Source organism: Lelliottia sp. SL45, assembly GCF_026672535.1.
Classification (GTDB): Bacteria; Pseudomonadota; Gammaproteobacteria; order Enterobacterales; family Enterobacteriaceae; genus Enterobacter; species Enterobacter nimipressuralis.
In genome coordinates this window covers 1,133,939-1,151,478 of record NZ_JAPPRH010000003.1, presented here as the reverse complement: position 1 = coordinate 1,151,478, position 17,540 = coordinate 1,133,939, and the positions used below count along the sequence as shown (strand labels likewise).

Annotated in this window: 22 protein-coding genes; 1 reads left to right on the top strand and 21 read right to left on the bottom strand. The window is 54.5% G+C overall.

Annotation, left to right across the window (positions count from 1 at the left end):
- Positions 1 to 21 precede the first annotated feature (21 nt).
- From OVA10_RS11480 to OVA10_RS11395, 18 genes are all read right to left on the bottom strand, one after another.
- Complete coding sequence (locus tag OVA10_RS11480) at positions 22 to 414, bottom strand: tail fiber assembly protein (RefSeq protein ID WP_268195970.1); 393 nt, start codon at positions 412 to 414, stop codon at positions 22 to 24.
- Between the two features lie 11 nt (positions 415 to 425).
- Positions 426 to 2,174: a phage tail-collar fiber domain-containing protein gene (locus OVA10_RS11475; protein ID WP_268195969.1), complete on the bottom strand. Its 1,749-nt coding sequence runs from the start codon at positions 2,172 to 2,174 to the stop codon at positions 426 to 428.
- A 2-nt stretch (positions 2,175 to 2,176) separates the two neighbouring features.
- Positions 2,177 to 2,725 (bottom strand): phage tail protein I, encoded by a 549-nt coding sequence (locus tag OVA10_RS11470; protein WP_268195968.1) that lies wholly within the window; start codon positions 2,723 to 2,725, stop codon positions 2,177 to 2,179.
- Complete coding sequence (locus OVA10_RS11465) at positions 2,715 to 3,611, bottom strand: baseplate assembly protein (protein WP_268195967.1); 897 nt, start codon at positions 3,609 to 3,611, stop codon at positions 2,715 to 2,717. The genes OVA10_RS11470 and OVA10_RS11465 overlap by 11 nt, the downstream gene beginning before the upstream one ends.
- A gap of 8 nt (positions 3,612 to 3,619) precedes the next feature.
- On the bottom strand, positions 3,620 to 3,958 hold the full coding sequence (locus OVA10_RS11460) for a GPW/gp25 family protein (RefSeq protein ID WP_174340830.1): 339 nt from the start codon (positions 3,956 to 3,958) through the stop codon (positions 3,620 to 3,622).
- Positions 3,959 to 4,038: 80 nt separating this feature from the next.
- Positions 4,039 to 4,383, bottom strand: coding sequence for a superinfection immunity protein (locus OVA10_RS11455; RefSeq protein ID WP_268195966.1), 345 nt, complete (start codon positions 4,381 to 4,383; stop codon positions 4,039 to 4,041).
- A 90-nt stretch (positions 4,384 to 4,473) separates the two neighbouring features.
- Positions 4,474 to 5,091 (bottom strand): phage baseplate assembly protein V, encoded by a 618-nt coding sequence (locus tag OVA10_RS11450; RefSeq protein WP_268195965.1) that lies wholly within the window; start codon positions 5,089 to 5,091, stop codon positions 4,474 to 4,476.
- On the bottom strand, positions 5,084 to 5,626 hold the full coding sequence (locus tag OVA10_RS11445) for a hypothetical protein (RefSeq protein WP_268195964.1): 543 nt from the start codon (positions 5,624 to 5,626) through the stop codon (positions 5,084 to 5,086). Before OVA10_RS11445 ends, OVA10_RS11450 begins: the two co-directional genes overlap by 8 nt.
- Positions 5,626 to 6,279 carry a hypothetical protein gene (locus tag OVA10_RS11440; RefSeq protein ID WP_268195963.1) on the bottom strand — a complete coding sequence of 218 codons (654 nt, stop codon included), beginning with the start codon at positions 6,277 to 6,279 and terminating at the stop codon, positions 5,626 to 5,628. Before OVA10_RS11440 ends, OVA10_RS11445 begins: the two co-directional genes overlap by 1 nt.
- Complete coding sequence (locus OVA10_RS11435) at positions 6,276 to 6,641, bottom strand: head-tail joining protein (protein WP_268195962.1); 366 nt, start codon at positions 6,639 to 6,641, stop codon at positions 6,276 to 6,278. The genes OVA10_RS11440 and OVA10_RS11435 overlap by 4 nt, the downstream gene beginning before the upstream one ends.
- 44 nt (positions 6,642 to 6,685) lie before the next feature.
- Positions 6,686 to 7,057, bottom strand: coding sequence for a DNA-packaging protein FI (gene gpFI / locus OVA10_RS11430; RefSeq protein WP_202665949.1), 372 nt, complete (start codon positions 7,055 to 7,057; stop codon positions 6,686 to 6,688).
- 40 nt (positions 7,058 to 7,097) lie between these two features.
- The gene (locus OVA10_RS11425; protein ID WP_268195961.1) at positions 7,098 to 8,126 is read right to left on the bottom strand and encodes a major capsid protein; all 1,029 of its coding nucleotides are present in this window, start codon (positions 8,124 to 8,126) and stop codon (positions 7,098 to 7,100) included.
- Between the two features lie 67 nt (positions 8,127 to 8,193).
- Positions 8,194 to 8,520 carry a head decoration protein gene (locus OVA10_RS11420; protein ID WP_268195960.1) on the bottom strand — a complete coding sequence of 109 codons (327 nt, stop codon included), beginning with the start codon at positions 8,518 to 8,520 and terminating at the stop codon, positions 8,194 to 8,196.
- A gap of 2 nt (positions 8,521 to 8,522) precedes the next feature.
- Positions 8,523 to 10,031, bottom strand: coding sequence for a S49 family peptidase (locus OVA10_RS11415; RefSeq protein ID WP_268195959.1), 1,509 nt, complete (start codon positions 10,029 to 10,031; stop codon positions 8,523 to 8,525).
- Entirely contained in the window at positions 10,021 to 11,604 is a 1,584-nt protein-coding gene (locus OVA10_RS11410) for a phage portal protein (protein ID WP_268195958.1), read from the bottom strand. The genes OVA10_RS11415 and OVA10_RS11410 overlap by 11 nt, the downstream gene beginning before the upstream one ends.
- Complete coding sequence (locus tag OVA10_RS11405; protein WP_174340841.1) at positions 11,601 to 11,807, bottom strand: phage head-tail joining protein; 207 nt, start codon at positions 11,805 to 11,807, stop codon at positions 11,601 to 11,603. The genes OVA10_RS11410 and OVA10_RS11405 overlap by 4 nt, the downstream gene beginning before the upstream one ends.
- Positions 11,808 to 13,721: a phage terminase large subunit family protein gene (locus tag OVA10_RS11400; protein ID WP_268195957.1), complete on the bottom strand. Its 1,914-nt coding sequence runs from the start codon at positions 13,719 to 13,721 to the stop codon at positions 11,808 to 11,810.
- Positions 13,696 to 14,199: a terminase small subunit gene (locus OVA10_RS11395; protein ID WP_268195956.1), complete on the bottom strand. Its 504-nt coding sequence runs from the start codon at positions 14,197 to 14,199 to the stop codon at positions 13,696 to 13,698. The genes OVA10_RS11400 and OVA10_RS11395 overlap by 26 nt, the downstream gene beginning before the upstream one ends.
- Before the next feature lie 312 nt (positions 14,200 to 14,511).
- Here OVA10_RS11395 and OVA10_RS26140 point away from each other — a divergent pair, with 312 nt between their 5' ends.
- Positions 14,512 to 14,976 carry an ECs1072 family phage-associated protein gene (locus tag OVA10_RS26140; RefSeq protein WP_442787350.1) on the top strand — a complete coding sequence of 155 codons (465 nt, stop codon included), beginning with the start codon at positions 14,512 to 14,514 and terminating at the stop codon, positions 14,974 to 14,976.
- A gap of 906 nt (positions 14,977 to 15,882) precedes the next feature.
- Here the strand turns inward: OVA10_RS26140 and OVA10_RS11385 are convergent.
- The 3 genes from OVA10_RS11385 to OVA10_RS11375 all read right to left on the bottom strand — a co-directional run bounded on the left by OVA10_RS11385 (position 15,883) and on the right by OVA10_RS11375 (position 17,454).
- A complete protein-coding gene (locus OVA10_RS11385; RefSeq protein ID WP_268195954.1) occupies positions 15,883 to 16,512 on the bottom strand; it encodes a protease in 630 nt (209 codons plus the stop codon).
- Positions 16,513 to 16,633: 121 nt separating this feature from the next.
- Positions 16,634 to 16,927, bottom strand: coding sequence for a hypothetical protein (locus OVA10_RS11380; protein ID WP_268195953.1), 294 nt, complete (start codon positions 16,925 to 16,927; stop codon positions 16,634 to 16,636).
- Between the two features lie 170 nt (positions 16,928 to 17,097).
- Positions 17,098 to 17,454, bottom strand: a complete 357-nt coding sequence (locus OVA10_RS11375; RefSeq protein WP_268195952.1) for a D-Ala-D-Ala carboxypeptidase family metallohydrolase — start codon at positions 17,452 to 17,454, stop codon at positions 17,098 to 17,100.
- Positions 17,455 to 17,540: the final 86 nt, after the last annotated feature.

The window sequence follows — 17,540 nt, the reverse complement described above, 5'->3', positions numbered from 1 at the left end:
AAAAAAACCGCCGAAGCGGGTTTATGCTGGAACTGGCGGCCATTCAATATCTGGCGCCTGAGATGTATCCACCCGACTCAGCAGGACGGTGTAAACCTCCCACTCCTCAAGCAGGGCTTTTTCTTCGTCAATAGCCAGGCTGTACTTCACTGCACGCTTAAGTGGGGCAATAGCGGCCTCAGCAACAGCCATCAGCTGCGCCTTCATTCGCTCCGCTTCGGCTACGTAGTCAATTTCAGGCGGGACGTACTCAGCAATCTCCCCATGCTCTCCATTGATGCAGGAATCGTAGATTTCGCGCCCATAGTCCATCGGGTCATCCGGTGTCGCCGTAAACGGTATCAGACCGTATTCTTCGGAAAACACCATAACGTTAATCGCAGTGTGCTCTTCGTTAGCCCATACGGGCTTCATCACTTTTTCCATCACGCAATCCTGTAATAAAGTGTCGCGCCAACGTCGCTTCCTGACGGTGCAGGCTGGTTCCCCAGACACTTCCACGTTCCGGCCATCGCTGAACCCTGAATGACCATTGATTTATCGCCGTAGCCAACGCTGCTTTTCTGCGCCGCGATACCGGAAGAAAACAGCGAAGCGCCAGCTACGGTCGCGCCATTAGCTACTGCGGCGTTGCAGCTCAAGAACGCATATGTGCCGACACCGCCGAAACCTGCAAGACTTGGACTCATTGCGTAGCGGGCATCAAAGTTTCCGTAATCGACGGGAACTACCTGACCATTTACAGTAAAAACATTAGTTGCGCTTCGCCACGTCCAGACATTGTTTCCGACGGTGCTGTCCTCATCAAGTCGAACATCCCCACCGTCGTTAACCAGGAGGTATTTTTTTGTCGGCACCTGGTTTGTATCTGTGAGCGTTATAATTGGCGCGGTATCTGCAATTTCCAGATTACCGGTAAGCGTCCCCCCGGTTATTGGCAAGGCCTTAACATCTCCCGCCGTAGGGATGTGGTTCGGCCCATACATCTCAACCCACTCAGACCACGGGCCAGAACCTGTCCATGCTCCCTGTACCGCCCTGAGGAACATCCTCCCGGAGTAAGTGGTATACATCTGCTGGCAGCCATAGGCGGATTGCGTCACAAACAACGTGCCCGCAACCTGTGCCGGGTAGTGATAAGCAGCCGTAGCACCTGCATTACTCGCCTGGTAGTAAACGCCATGGTCGCTCCTGTCACCCAGTGTATTGAGGTCAACCGCCAGAACGTTAGGAAAGGCTGGCAATGCGCCTATATCACCGGGGGTGGGCTTGTTAAATGGCCCCCACAGTTTCTGTTTTCTCTGTGCAACTACCGAACCATCAGTTTTTTTAATTGCGAGCCATTCAGCCCACAAATTTCCGGCTGAATCGACGAATATATTTGCACTAAGGGCTTGCGTGCCATCGCCGCTATCACCGTAGAAAAGATGAACACCGCAGCCATAACCACCGAAATGAATACTGTTTGACCCGCCCCCCTGATTAAACATCATTGAGACGAGGCCATCTTTGTTCGTCAGATTGGCATCTGTAACCGGAAGGGCCATGCCGAGAAGACCCCCGGCCCCAACATTCAGCACCCTTCCTGCAGTTGTATCTGAAGTGGATGTGACGATGTCTTTTGTGGCTGACGTACCGCAGCCGATGTTCTCCCGCAGCTCCTGCTGCGCTGCTGCGCCCTCATCCTGAACTTCCTGCAGCCTGAGTGCACGACGGTAGTAGCGCTTATCACCTTCCTCCTGCGTGATGATCGCAATATTGGGGTCAACAATCAGCGTCACATTTTCAGCATGCACAAGGGGCATGACGAACTTAACGATAAGCTCTTTAATAACGCTGTCGCCCTGTGCCGGAAGATAGGTCTCTGGATAGGCACCGTACGCAATCAGCGTCCCGCTTTCGCTCTCCAGGCCAAACTCACGCACTATTTTCCCCGGATAATCAGCGCAGGGAATGATAGCCATCCCGCCAATCATTCCGTCAAACGCATCACCGGCAGAAAGAGGAACTTCACCAAATCGCCCCTTGAGCGCCGTCGCTGACGGGTCGGCGGTTACCGGCTCGCCGCCACCGTCGCCGAATGAGCACAGTGTGATTTTTACGGTTTCCCCTGCCTGATATGCGGCTTCGATCTCGTTCGCACCGGAAAAGGTTAGAATAAGTCCTGCTGTCACTTTTATTCCCCTGAATTGATATAGGCCACGGTTTCAGATGCAACAATGTAGCCGGACAGAATCGCCTTGCCGGTGACCTCCCCCCGGAAAGATACGCTGAACCATGAGCGCAGGTTTTTTGCCCGCAGCACCGCATTTTTCAGATCCTGGTGATCCATCTGCGTGATGGGTCTGCCGTCCTGAATGACCTCCAGGCCGAAGGTGTAGGGTTCGCCGCGTGGTGTCTGCTCAAACCACTCGGTAATATGTGTGCTGAACGGGCTGTCAGACAGCGACATTTCGACTGCCGCCGGTGTGCCGCGATGCCGGTGGATATACGCTGCACGTTTAATCGCGCTACGCTTCTCCTGTTCAGTCCAGTCCGTGTTCCAGGTATCGACGCCGTACTCCCACGCCAGCCAGGGAAGCAGATCCGCCGGGCAGGCGTCAGGGTTCTTCGCATCGCGTACCGGGACGGGAACGCCGGTAATGCGTCCTGCATGCGTAAGCTCAAGAGCGCGCTCCGGTGAGGAGGCATTGGGCGGCAGAATGGAGGGAATGTCAGTCGCCATTGAAGATCACCTTATTAAGCTCAATTCCGTTGCACCAGGGGGCCTCCCCCATATTGCAGAGAATGTCGTCCGGTGGCTCATGAATGACAACGCGCACGACACCAGGCTGATGCAGACTGCCGTCAATGCCGGAATGAGCCACTACGCCACCCACGCGGTGCACGCTCTCTGTGTACGTATCCAGCGCCTTTCTGGCCGCGTCCATCACGACATCGGCATCCAGACCATAGGGAATGTACACATCGGCCACCACGCCGTAAGGCACGATGCCTGCGGATTGCGTCGTGACATAATCCGTGATGGGGCGCACTTCCTTTGAGTTAACCGCTGCATGCACTGCCGCTATCAGCTCAGACGAGGCCGTGCCGTCTCCGGTGCGCGAAAGTACGTAAATCAGTACCTGGCCCGGCATGCCATGCGTTTCCGGGCCGTAGGCCTCAACGTCCAGCACATCCCCATCAGCACCACTGGCAAAATATTTGTAGGCATCCCATGCCCCCGCCGTGCTCAGGCGAGACCAGGAAAGCTGTATGCGCTCGCGATATGCATCGTCACTTTCATATACTGCATCGACAGGGGGGATCGCATCAGGCTGGGCTGGCGCGGTTATCAGTCGCTCCACGCCAAAATTACCGCCAAGCTGGTCAAGGTCATCACCTTTGGAGCTGGCGAGCAAAACGGCGCGAATGGCCTCGTTGACGCGCTGGCGCAGCAGACTTTCGCGATTGCTGATGGCCTCCCCCTGAATATGGGCAGGGTCGGACTCCAGCAGGCCATCGTAAGCGGCGTCACCTGCAACAAGCGCGGCGATCCACTCCTGAAGTATTTTCTCAGGGTCAATATTTTCAACAATGTCCGGCGGTGGAATGCGGGACAAATCAATCATTTTTGTGCTCACGTTATCCTGACTCCGCTAGTGCGAAATTGCGCGCCGCTTTCCAGGCTTCGCCCCTCGATCACAATCTCGATAAAACCGTTACCTGCGCCAGTCACATACACCCGCGTTACCCGAATTCTTGGCTCCCAGCGGTTCAGGGCGTCAGCGGTAGCGCGGCGAATACGGCCGACCAGGGCGGCATCGACAGGTGCATCCACCAGTTCAGGAAGTTCGCTTCCGTACTCGCGGCGCAAAACGCGGGTGCCGACAGGGGTGGTCAGAATATTCAGAATGGACTGACGTAAATGGTCGTTTCCCGACAGCGCTCGCCCCGTCCTGGCATTCATACCTTTCATCGGATTTTTCCCATAAAAAAACCCGCCGGAAGGCGGGCTTGTGTGCATTGCATCAGCGTCAGTTCATGGAGCTGAAGTTTTTATTGTTCAGGCCATTGTACTTCGTTGCAGAAATAGCAGGCTGTAGCTCTCGTATCAATCATCTCATCGCAGTGATTACATTTGGCCAGCCTGAGATTATTTTTTGGCTCAACTGGCTGAGGTGCTGGCTCATCAACAACACCCACAGACCAGACCAGGGCAATAACCCAGCCGAAAAACGTCCAGCCCAGCAAAAGATTCAACAATGTTATTGCCCACGCGCTTTGATGGCCTCGTGAGCAGGCAATAATTGAAGGGACAAAATACCCTGCAAGTGAAATTAAGGCGGCGATAAACGCAAATACCGCAGACATACTGAATAAAAAGTAAATAATATCAGCCACAGAAAAATCCATATTGTTAACATAGAGTTCGAATTATGCTGCCAATCTTATTGCGCTCTTAATGATTCCGTGCTGAGGATAAAGCTTTTTCTACATCGCCTGGTTCGGCTTGCGGGTGACGCTGTCCGTTTCGTCATGGTCGTGCTCGTTGTACGTCTCACGCACCCCACTCAGGCTGCCCTGACTGTCTGACAGCTCCGCCTGCGTAGAGATATTACCCTCCGCCGCCAGCGTTTTTTCGCATGTCACCGCGTCTTTATGGGTGGTCTCATCCTCAAAAGTCACTTTCCCCTTAAAGACCCAGCCGTCCGGCGTCGCCGTCAGACTGACAGCACCATCAACCAGGGATATACCGAACGCTTTCGTGTTGATGTCGTAGGTGAAGTACGTTCCGTCAGCATAACGGGTGGTGTGCACGCCTGGCTCACTAACCGGTGACGGGTTATCGTCATTGTGCAGACCGGGATAGACCACGCCGTTTCGCAAATCACCCGATTCACTGAACACCTGAACCGCCTCCCCCTTCACTGGCAGGCGCGCCTCGTTAACATCGCCCGCAGCGGGCATGTGACAGCGTAACCAGTCAGTCAGCAAATCGCCGATCTGCACACGGCAGCGCAGTGGTTTTGCCTGGACGGAGTGCACCACTCCGGAGGTGACCAGGTTATTCAGCCTGCGCTGCAGATCCGCCAGAATCGCCTCACTCACGGCGCACCTCCGGCAGCAGGGCGAGATAATCCTCCTCGTGCTCGCAACCAATGTCCGGTGCTTTGCCCAGCCACACCTGCTTCAGCGGCGCGCGGGCAATATCATGCGGATCGACACCGACGGGCAGCTGCACGCTGAAATCAATTCGCCACAGGTGATAGTCGTCCATTTCCGTGTCGAACTCGTCCACCTCAGCGCTCACGAAGACAGAGGGCTCAATGTTCAGACCAAAAGTCTGCGCATCCACAAGGCAGGTGAGTTCATCGGCAAGGTCGCGCGCATAAAGCTCTGCCGACATGTTTCCGGCAATTTCAAGGCTGCGGTTGACGGCAAGATACACGGAGCAGTCAGTATCAACATGAAGCTGATCGGTGCCCGCGTCCGCCCGGGACCAGGCGTTAATTGCAAAATAAAGCGCCGGGGTCACCAGAGCAGTTTTTAGCTCCGGGTATGCGCCGACATCACGCTGCCAGGAGACGCCCTTAAGGTGCGTCAGGACGGCATTATGAAGATCAAACACTGCCACTCTGGCCATTAAATTCTCCTTCCTCTTCCGTCTGTTCTCAGATTAGTAGCCACGCGATACTTAATCTCATGCTCATACTGCTTCATGAAATAAGCAGGCATTTCGCGGATCAAATCGGAAATGACATCCCTTTCCATCGGCTCCTGGATGTCTATCGTTGCCTCACGGGTGCGGTATTTCCCGCGCACAAAAATGGTTCGCCTGCCGGCATCAGGCCGGGTCACATAACCATCCTCAAAGGCGGTATCGGGCAGGCTCATTCCGTCAGGTGAGAAAACGGGCGCAGCGCTGCCTTTGCGCCGCTTAATGAAGCGCCCCGTTTTTTTATCCCGCCGGGCGTGGCGCTTTCCACGTTTGCCAGCAATCTTCCCTTTCAGGTCGCTGACAGGCATGGCGTTCAGGCCAAACCAGAACTTCAGGGCGTCAGGATCGCCCGCCGCCGCCTTCCTTCGGTAATACCCCATGCGCTTTCGCAGGGCGTCGAGCTTTCTGACCTTGATACCCTCTCCGGCCATTCTGGCGGAGCGGGTTTTAAGCCATGTCGCCGTGCGGCCAAGCGCGCGTCCATACGCCTGCAGCATCTGCTTTTCAGTGGCCTTCAGATAAACAGCGAGATTGGATATATTGCCGAGGTCAATTAAAGGCTTATTTTCTGAGGTCATGGCGTGCGTCCCTCGCGCAGGGGGGCCGGGTCACCGGGCTGACCACGCGCAAGCGTGACAGTGCACGTGCCGGTATCATCAGGCCCTACTTTCACCACCCAGAAAGGTTCACCGGCAACGCTTACCGCATCGCGCTTTTTAAGTTCGGCTATAAGCGCGGTTTTAACAAATAGCGTGGGGGCGACATCTTCAACTGTCGCCGCACCACCGGGCAGGGAGGAATCAGCGGCAGGCTCGTCAAAGACCGCCCTGACCGGGGTGTCCACGCCATGAATCGACACGATGATATTTTTTCCCATCGTATCAATGATGCGATCGTCCGCATCGCTGAGCGCCTCATCAAAGAGGTTATCAAAATCCATAGCGCCTCCATAAGTTCAGGCCAGACACGTCAGTCCATCCTCACTTAAACGCGAATAATCTGCGTCCCGAGGCTGCCTGCATCATCAGCAGAGATAAAAACCTCACGGCCGGGTTTAACAATGTCGCCTTTCCAGCGGCCTTTACTGAAGATATTCAGCTGCAGGGTTTTGGTCGTGCGGATAAGCACCACACCGGACGGATCATCGTCAGTACCAGGCTGAATTTCCACGCCGGAAACCACAGATGTCGACGCGGCGCCGGTTACCACATCCGGATCGTCCGTCAGTGAAGCCAGCTCTTCCTCAGCCTCAAGCAGCCGGATTTCGAGTTCAGCAACAGTCCCGGATGTATCAATATCGCGCCCGAGCAGGGCCGACAGCTCGCCAAGGCGGGCAATCATTTCTGTCTTTGTCATAGGTTTTCTCTGGGCGGCAAGCGCCGCCCGTCAGGGAGGGTTACGCCAGGGTGATAACCACAAAGGCATTCGGGTCTGGCAGAACGATCAGCGGCGCAGACTGCGTCATGGTGAACTCGCTGCTGACATCGCCCTGAGTGATCCAGTTTTTAGGGTAACGCTTCGCTGCGGTGACGCCTTCAGCAAATGCCTGAGCATCATGGATCATGCCGTAACAGCGGATGCCGCCAGTCTGGGTATTACCCATAACGATGGTATTTTCAGGCATATAGCGCTGCTGCTCGCCACCCTCATCCACGTATTGTGCCTTTGTAACCACAATAGCCAGATCGCCGTAATACCCCTTGAAGGACACAAGAGACCCGAGGTCTTTCAGCGCAGTTTCCAGCTGGGAAGTCGACCCGCGACGGGTATCCATTTTCTCACGGAACAGCTTAAAGCTGTTCAGCGTGCGCCAGGCCTGCCCGTCCATAATGGCAATATCAATGGTGCCGCTGGCCTGATCTGCGTATAAATCGAGATCATACGTTGGGTCGAAGGTCTCAGTGTCCTGAACGGACCACGCTGCGCTACCGGCCTGAGTGATGTTGTTTTCAGGATTTCGGCCAAAGTCCACCTCAACCGGCGCAAACTCCTCACCTTCCATGATAAACCGGCCATACAGAACCGCCTGGGTGGCCTGCATTTCCTCAACCTGAACGATGGACTGCTCCTCCAGCTGCAGATTTTGGGCAATGATGCGTTCACGGCGATACGCGGGGTCATTCAGCATCGCCGGATCTTCGCCCGGCAGACGCTCCACCACCATGTCAGGCGTAACCTGGTGTTTTGGCTTCACGTAGCCGGGTTTAAGAGTGCGCGTCGATCCGCCAAGGTTACGCTGCACCCTGCCCTGTACCGTAGGGGATACGTACACGGCGATCGGTGCCTTACCTGTGATTTTGTCCAGCATCACTTCTGCGGTATCGAAGGTGATCTCACGCTTGAAAAACATATTCAGGAACAGCGCGTTGAATTTAAGCTTGTCCTGCGTGACAGCGATAAGCTGTCGGGTGGTGAAGAGAGACATGTATTTTCCTCAGGAAACAAAAAAGCTGCCGAAGCAGCCTGATTTAATGGGTTATAGCAGCGAACTGTCAGGCCACGCTGATGGCTGTACCCGCAAATGCATTCCGTTTTTTAGCCCCGGAAACGCCTTCAGGCCAAACCAGCTCGTTGATGTCAAAGGTGCCGGTTTTGTAATACGACGCCATCGTCGAGATACCATCGTGGTCAAGTGCCAGAACGCCCACGGCTGCACCAGCATTCGCACCATCCCAGGGCACAAGAACGCCATTGGTTGACTCAAGCATGAGTGGTGTGAGCGCCGGTGCAGGTTCCGTAATGTAAGCTTCCCCCAGTGCGGTATGTGCCGGATCACTGCCGGCGAAAATACGATGTTCACTGCGTGTTTCAAAGGTCATGGTTATTGCTCCTGTCGTCCGATAAATGAGCCTAAGCGCGCGGTCTCTTCATCCCCGCCGTCAACATCATTCCCGGCTGAAGGGGCGGCGTCTGAAGTCATAAAGCGCTCAAAGCTGGCTGCCAGGGCGCCGGTGCCGGTTGCAACTGGTGCGAGAGACAGCAGCTCAACCGCGCGATCGTGTGTCATGCCCGGATCAGAGGCCAGCGCCTCCGCCAGCGCTTCACGTCCCTTAGCGACAGGGCAGGCAAGCAGCTGATCGCGAAGCGATGCAGTCTCTACGGCAGCGGCCGGAGATGCGCTTAAAAGCGCCTCGGCTTTATCCAGTGTCATTCCCGGATCGTCTGCCAGCAGTGATGCAAGCGTTTCGCGTCCCTTCGCCGCCGGAAGCGCCATAATACGTTCGGCCACTGTCGGTGAGCCCTCAGCAGATGCCGGTGCAGCGTTAAGGATCCCCTCAGCCTGGACTACCGTCATGCCCTCCTGCAGGGCCAGCGCGTTCGCCAGTGCCTCGCGTCCTTTTGCGGCGGGACTCCCCAGAATCCCCATCACACGCTGACGCTCCTGTGCGGCCAGCTCTGCCGCCTGTTGTGGTGTTGTCATGCTATCTCCTGTCGGTAAAGTTTTATTGGTAAGTGCGGCAGCCATCAGTTCGACAGCATCAGCACTGTTAACAAGCTCATCGGCAAATCCCACCGCCACTGCCTGAGCGCCATCGTATACGGCGGCCTCCGTTGCCAGCACAGCCTCAACGGACACCCCGATCCCCTGCGCCACTTTCTGTGCGAACATCAGGCGAACGTCCTCCATTTTCGTCTGGAAGGCAGCGCGAATGGCATCCGGAAGCGGTGAGTAGGGATTGCCGTCAGTTTTGTGGCTTCCGGCAAAGATGAGCGTTATTTCGCGCCCCTCTTTTTCCAGTGCGCCAGCAATATTGGTGTGCGCCATCAGCACACCCACCGAGCCCATACGCCCCGTCTGCGTCGTCAGCCTGCGGGTACAGGCCGATGCCATCAGCATCGCCGCTGAACAGGCCATGTCATTGGTTAATGCCCAGATGGGCTTCTGCGCACGCAGTCGGGTTATCAAATCGGCACAGTCAAACGCACCGGCCACCTGACCGCCAGGGCTGTCGATATCCAGCATGACGCCTCGCACCTCCGGATCAGCCATCGCCTGTGTGAGCCGCGCGATAATTCCGTCGTAGCCGGTCATGCCCGAGAAAGGCCGCATTGCACCAAGTTTATGGACCAGCGATCCCGTCACGGGGAGCACGGCGATACCGTTGCGTACTTCGTAGAACCGCGCAGCCTTGCGATCGCCCGACATAAATGACGCAGTGACCGCCTCCATGTCCTGCGCGCTCAGCAGGGCGTTTTCTTGCGGGATGATCAGGCGCTCGGTGCCTGTCTCTTTTCCCAGCGCAGAAAAGAAAACCCGCGCATAGGCGGGTTCTAACATCAGGGGTTCGTTAAACGCCGTACTGGCGATGTGGGCCAAATTACGTGGCATTGTTATTGCCCTCACTCTGTTGTTGGCTGTTTGCAATTTGCTGATTGTAGGTCTGCGCAATCCAGCTCGGGGATCGGAGTCCAGCATTTTCGCGCTCTTTCGACTCCCTGGTCTGCTGGCGGAACACTTCCTGATAATCCTCGCCCAACTTCGCCAGCTCCTTCTCGTAGGTGCTGAGTCCGGCCTCGATCAGCATGACGGATTCCTGCACCTCTTTAAGGCCGTCGATCGCCATGCGTCCTGCCCCAATCCATTCGGAACGGCTCCAGGCGCTGCGGGCCTCATAAAACCCAAGACGCGCAGCAGGCGGAACGAGAAGACCACGCAACAGCACCTCCTCGAGCCAGCAGTCGAACATCTGCCACGCCAGACGCGCAGCAATGAATTTGCGCTGCCCCATAAAGTAACGCCACGACTCGTTCGCCGAAGCGCGGGCGCTGGAGTAACTGACCTGGCTGTAGTCGTGGGAAAGCTGCTCGTAAGAAACACCGAGCCCGGCAGCGATATAGCGCAGCAGAGCCTGTTCAAACACCGAAAACCCGTTGTCCGAGTCCTGGGCTGACTGAAGGTTCAGCGAGTCGCCACTCATCAGGTGCGGGATTTTGACACCGCCCAGCCTGATATTGGTGTTGGCGTAATAGGCCGCCCGCTTCATCAGCATTTTATCAAGCGCACTCTGAGTGCCTTTTTCTGCACCACCGATAAACGCCATCGCCTCTTTGGTATCGAGATCAGACTCAATCGTAACTGCATACATCGATTTAACGATTGTGCTCTGGAGCTGGGTTTTTTGAAGCGTATCGAGCATTTTTAACTGCTCCATCACGCAATAAAACTGATTGGCACCGCGCGTCTGCCCGTCCTCCGTTGGCTGGAAGATATGAATAATCCCAGGCCTTCCAAGGCGATTGCGCTGCGCTACCCGCAGATAACGGGAGGAGCCGTGATAATGCGGATCGCCCTGACGAATATGATAGGCAACCGCCCTCCCGCTGCTGTCGATATCAATACCCGCACGACGCTGAGAAGTATCTGCACCGTTAAACGGATTTTCGATCCGCTTGGGGCTGATCATTTTAAATTGCGTGCGGAACATACTGCCGCGCCCGCCGCCCCAGACGGGCTGGACGAACGCCTCGCCGTTGAAGGCGTGCACAGCAACCGCCTCCCGAATGAACTCCGTGAAATTGCGCTTTCCCTCAACGTCTATCGCGCTCATTACCGTGTCAGCAAACTCTGTCCATGCAGCCTCGACGTCATCGGCAAATGCCTGTGCGTCGGGCTCCTTCATGCCCAGGAAGCGCCAGTTTGGTCGGTAACTGAGCCGGAACATGTTGCCGACTACGTGATCCTGATGTAAGCGCACGCCATTGGTGGCAATGCCGTTGTTTCGCACCAGATCGTCAGCACGCGCGTTGCCCAGCTTAAGCGTCGGCAGCAGCGCCGCATCGGCGCTTTGCAGTGGGGGCATCCAGTCGGCAAGCTGACCACCGAAACCCACGCCGCCACCGCTGTACCCCATCGATGCGCGCAGTGGACGACCATGGACGTCGACCAGAACACCTTCCTTCATAGTCTGACTCCCGCAGGGGGCCCACGGCGCGAGGCCATGCCCAACCCGGTTTCAATCTCATTGATGTAGCGGCGAAGGTCGGCAATAGTCGTCTGATTAAACTGCACCTGACGCCCGTCTTTAGAAATCGATACCGCTTTTTTACCCAGCAAAAGCTCGTGCAGCGCCTTTCTGGCCTCGTTTAGCATCTCTTGTGTGTACATTTAACCCCCGCCCAGTTGGGCATAAACCGCTTTCATGTCGGTCGCTTCCGTGTCGGGACGCGTTCGGGACGCGGCAAGCACATCTAAATCAAGTTGCCATCTTTGCATCGACAGCCTCAAAGCGGCATAGGCGTAGACAAAACAGTCCAGCGCCTCATTGCGGCGCCCCTTTTTGTCCCACAAGCGACGCATCTTCCCGCGTTCATATTTTTCAGTGAGTTCCTCTGACGCCAGCTGCTTCGCCTCTTCTTCGGCAAAAACGTCCGGGTTTAAGGGGAACCTTATTGCGCACGGCGTCGGCTCGCTGAAATCAACCGGCTGAGCCGCCATGCGGGCATAGAGGATCTCTTTCGCGGTATCCGTACCAATTTCGCAGAGATAGGTGCCATGTTCGTTACGGGTTTTTGGCATGGAAATAACCGTTTTTCCGTAAACACTGGCCCCTTTAATCGGGATAACCCGGAACAGACCATGCTTTCGGGAGCGGCGATGGACGATTGTCGGGTCGATACCGCCTGTATCCCAGCAGATGCGGCCGATGGTCATGTCTGAACCGTCCTCATGACGGTAACGCACGTTGATAGCCTCATCGACCCTCGCAAGGGTTTCTTCTGCGTCGTGTCGTCCCATGATGATCTTTTTATCAATGAGAAACGCCTCCTCACCCGGTGCCCATCCCCAGACGTACATCTCATAGCGGTTGAGCTGTGAGTCTATGCCGCACGAGAGGTACACGACGCGGGCCGGAACCTGTGCCTTGTAAGCCCCTCTCTTCTCCAGAAGAGTATCGTGCTCCAGTTTTTCGCCTATGGACTCACTCCAGGTCTCGCCCAGCGTCGTATTCCAGAAGCCTTTCATCCCGTTCGGATCTTTCAGGGCGGCGAGATAATCCCAGATAATTTGTTCCCAGGTGGTAAAGGGACTATAGGCCGTCCAAATGTGGAAGGAGGCCGAACGCGGCGCCGGAATTTCGCCACCACTACCACCAAACCATTCCAGCCCATCCCTCGTCCATATCTGTGTGTTTTCACATATCCAGCGCCCCGTTTTCTGATCCAGCTCGGGCTGGCGGATAACACAGCCATTATGTTCGCAGAGGTAATAGACGGTCGCGGGCTTGCCCTCCTCCCATTTCAGACCAAAAGGAGTGTCATCTTCGCCCCACTTCAGATATTGCTCTTCACCGCAGTGCGGACAGGGAACGTGGAAGCGCAGCAGGTGTTCGGACTCACGCGACGCCTTCTCTATCTGGCAGATATCTTTAATTTTGGGGGTGGAGCCGCGTATGGATTTGGGCCAGACAGAGCCTTCAATACGTTTGTCCCCGAGTTGTGTGGGGGAACCTTCTTTCTCGATATCTGCATCAAAGGCCGCCAGCTCGTCATACATCACGGCATCAACGGATTTTTCTCGGTAGTTTTTTGCAGCCTTACCGCCGAGGCACCACAGGCCAATGCCATGAGAAAATCGCTTCATGGATAACGTGTTGTCACGGTGTTTTTTGCCGTACCAGGGTGCAAGGATTTTCAGCGCCGGCACTTCACGGATCGTCGGCTCGACGTGAGACTTCATGAAGTTCTCGGCATCGCCATCCGTCGGCTGAAACATCAGGCAATTGCGATTTTTGTGCTCAACAAAATAGGCCATCACTGCCAGCAGCATTTTTGTGTAACCGACACGGGCTGATTTAATGAAGTTGACGGTGCGGATCCTGTCGTTGCCCATGCTGTTCATAATCGCAACCTGAAACGGCAGGGTCTCCCATCGGCCCGGGTTATAACTGGACTCCTTCGGGAGGTAGTAATATTCGTTGGCCCATTCAACAACAACCATCGGGATCGGACGTTTCAAACCAGCCAGGCCGTCACGGGATGCCCGGACCATATTTTCAATCTGTGCTACTGAGATATTCATCAAGGGCTTCCGGTATTTTTTCACTGGTCATAACAGCGGCATTCATTGCTTTCGCGATCAGGGCTTTCAGGTAGTTGAGTTGGATTTCATCCATCTCGATAAAGCGTCGCTGCATCGACAGCGGGATCGTGTCCAGCACCGAAGCGATGTCATTTGCCAGGCGGGAAAGCGCAAAAGTACAGAAGGCGGTGTCGACGACCAGTTTCTCCTCCTTGAGGTTCTTTAGGTGCTGAGCCGATGCCTGCTCTTCAGTAAGGGAAATTCTGGCTAGCAGCAATTTTTTTTCGAGATCCTCACCATCTTCTTCGTCCGGCATTTGCTGCATGCGCTTTTTTCTGTCGTGCTCAAGAACGACCCGTACATCATAAAAAACCTCACGACCGCGCCGCTCTACTGGTTCCACCCCCCATTTATCAAATGCCTGAACTGATATTCCAATAGAGGCAGCCATATCCCGCTTGTTCAGCAGAACTGCCATAAAAGCACCTCAGGTTGTTGTATTTATTTTTGAAGTCCGCACAGGGCAAGGGCTGGAGTGAAATGACAAAACAACAACCACCCCCTTAAAAATTTTCATAAATAGTGAATCCGTGCGAGTTTTGCACCCTCGGTGCTCTCAAATGCTGGAAAGTACCTTTTCAGAGGGGGGGAGGGGTCCGACGGGCCGCTGGCTGGCGGCGTTCCGCACGAGAGAACGCCACGCCGCACGCCACAATACCTGCATTGGAGCCGAACCATCCAAGGTGTTACCCTTTGATTTCTCACAAACAAAGAACCAAGGAGGTTCGACATGCATTTTCTAAATAGCCTTTTCCATTCTCATGCACTTAAAGTTTCAGTCGTTAATAACTGGGTTCTTGATGGAGAAGGCATCCCATCACTCAAAGCCTGGATAAGAGCTGAAATGTTGGTAAGGCTCGACGTGCTCATCATTAACCACCGTAAAGAGTCCGAGTCCGATTGGTGTCATCTATCCGGAAAAACAGCACTTCGGCATTTAGTATTCATTCGCACGGGTTGGACACTTGAGCAGATTGATAAATTGTCTTTTCCCGATATGCTTTTCGTTCTTCAGCAAGATCTGAAAGCTGTGAATATCCGACAGGAAATATTTGAACTGCCCGATGCTGTTCGCAACTCGCGATCCGCGGCAATCTATCTACAAGATCAATATCGAATTGAATTGCCTCCTTGCTCGGAGCAAGAATGGGATCACACTCTTGCCGAGAAAGCCCAAGGCTTACGTACGCACTAAACATTTCACTTGAGTTTTCAAAGTCGGACACTTTCGCTTTTAATTCTTCAAGTTCAACCAAGCGTTGTTGTTGGCTCATAATGGCATTGGCTTTTCCAATAAGCCATTTTGCCAGGTCAGTATCCTCCAGTCCGCCACCCCAGATGTGCGGACTGTCTTTTGACACTTCCAGAAGCACATTTTCGTTGCGTATGTCTTTTCCTTTTTTGTGCATCTCATTTTTTTTATTGCCAGAGGTCACAGCGGCTACCTTAACCATCCCTGCGGCTGGTGCGGCGTCTTGTGCCATAAAGCGTTCAACGATTTCCGACCCGCAACCACTAACACAATACCGTGCGATTAAATCGTTGCGGGGGATCGACCGGAAATAATCAGCAATGAGATCCCCCGCCTCAATCGCTCCCGCTTCAGACACAAAAGCCCACTGGGCCATACCCAGCCCGCCACCTATGTCCATGAAGTCAGGTGTGGCAGGTTGAATGTTGTGTCTGCTGAGAAGATCGGTGATGTCATTAAAAAGCGCGCGATTTATCTCTCTGGTTATGCGAACGAGATCCGGATAAACATACATTCTCAACATAATGCCAACCTCTTATTAAAATCCGTTACTGCGCCAACTCTGGCGGTTTATTTATAACCGGTTCGCGTGTTTTAACGTGACGTGACAACAATGCGAGCAGCCCCGGATGCATATGAACTCCGCCCCCAAATCTGCGTAGGAGGGGTAACACTGAATTTCCCACCCGCGCCTTCTGTGTGCCCCTCAGCTTCCTCAAGTGGAGCGGCATCGGCATCAACGTACTCGAGCACGCCAGACTTTACCTGGATAAACGAGGTTGTTGCACCGTCTGTTATCTGCTGCCATTCACCGCTGAGTGAAATGATTCGAGTGCCTACTGTCATGAATTACTCCGCGTTAACCTGGCGATAAATGCGCACAGATACTGATGTCAGGGTGAGTGTCGTGCCACTGTCGTTTTGCAGACCAACAATGACGCCCTCTGTTGTGAACGGGTCAGCCGCTCCGGACGTGTGGGACTCCAGCACCGAATCACGATTATCAATGCTGTTCCCGGTCGTCTTGCTGGCGTCAGTAGAGGCGATAATGGTCGTTCCGTTTGCACGGCGCGTCTGGAACTTCCATTCACGAGCCGTACCGGATGAACCACCTACCGTTCCAGTAATTCGAAACGAGAAGGTCACACCTGATGGTTTCGTTTTTGCCGGAAACTTAGCAGCGGCGCCAGAAGGGGTAGAAACCAACGTTATGCCCGCAGTCCCATCCGTCCGTTGCGTAATGCCAGCAAGGGAGAGGAAATTCAGAAACGCGGCGTTGGCTACAACCTGATTCCCTGACCAGTTGAAAATATCAATCAGGAAGGTATCGGCAATGGGCGCTGGCGTTCCGGCAGGACCAGGTGGGCCCGCGGGCCCAGTTGCGCCGGTTTCACCTTTTGGCCCGGGTGGACCTGACGGCCCTTGAGGGCCAGGCGCACCAGCGCCACCGCCGCCCATACCGCCGGGAATAATTGCCATAACAGAATAATCCTCTGATAAATGAAGTTTTGCCGCGTTGCGATAAAAAAGGATGTGCTGCTAAATGTGGATTTTGCAGATAATAATTATCAAGCCCACCAGTCGATGGGCTTTGTAATGATTACTCTTCGACTACTGCACCCGGCGGAAGCTCAACACAACCAAACACAGGCATACCCGGTGAGCGATCATCTTCTACCGCCACCAGTTGAGATTCGGAATACCAGCGCGTGGTCGCACATTTATCGGCAGCCTGGTAGTGAATGAAATACTGATTTTCGTCACTACGGTATTGAGCGCGAGCCTGTACCTCTCCCCATTCATCACTGATACGGATATTCACCAGCTGACCAAGGTGAAATTTAAAATCTTTTGCTTCCGGGATAATCTGGCAGCCATTTTGCTCTTTTTGCATTTGCGTCTCTCTTAAATGAAAAAGCCCCGCACGATGGCGAGGCTTGTTTAGAATTTTGTGCTGAGTGGTGGAATATATTTACGGGAAAACCCGATACCACGCCCTATTAAAACAGATTGTTTATGCTGATTTTTCTGTTGGCCATCGTCACGCGGCAGCAGAAAATAAAATCATCCTCGCCAGCGCGCTTTGGCCTGGCGAACATCGATGTGTGTGAAGCTGCTGTAGCGGCCAACGCCGTAGCGGTCCGGGTATTTGCGTTCGAGGTAGTCGGCCACCAGCGCCGGCGTACGACCGGAAACAACGATGTCAGCAGCAATGCCCTGTACGTGCTGGGAGTTCGGCACGCCACCCACCTTAGCATTGTGCTTTTCGCAGCGGCAGCCGCTGTTGATTTTCACCGGCGCGCCAAAGTGCATGCGCACATCTTCCAGCACAGTGATTAATTCAGGAGAGATGCTGTCGAATCCACAACCGCAACGACATGCAAACTCACTCCTGCTGAAGTGCTCGCTTAAATCACCCACAATTCAATCCTCAAAATCACAAAGAAATGCCAGAAGCAAAAAAAAGACAGCCATCGAGAGCAAGAAAGAGAAAAGCATGCTGATCA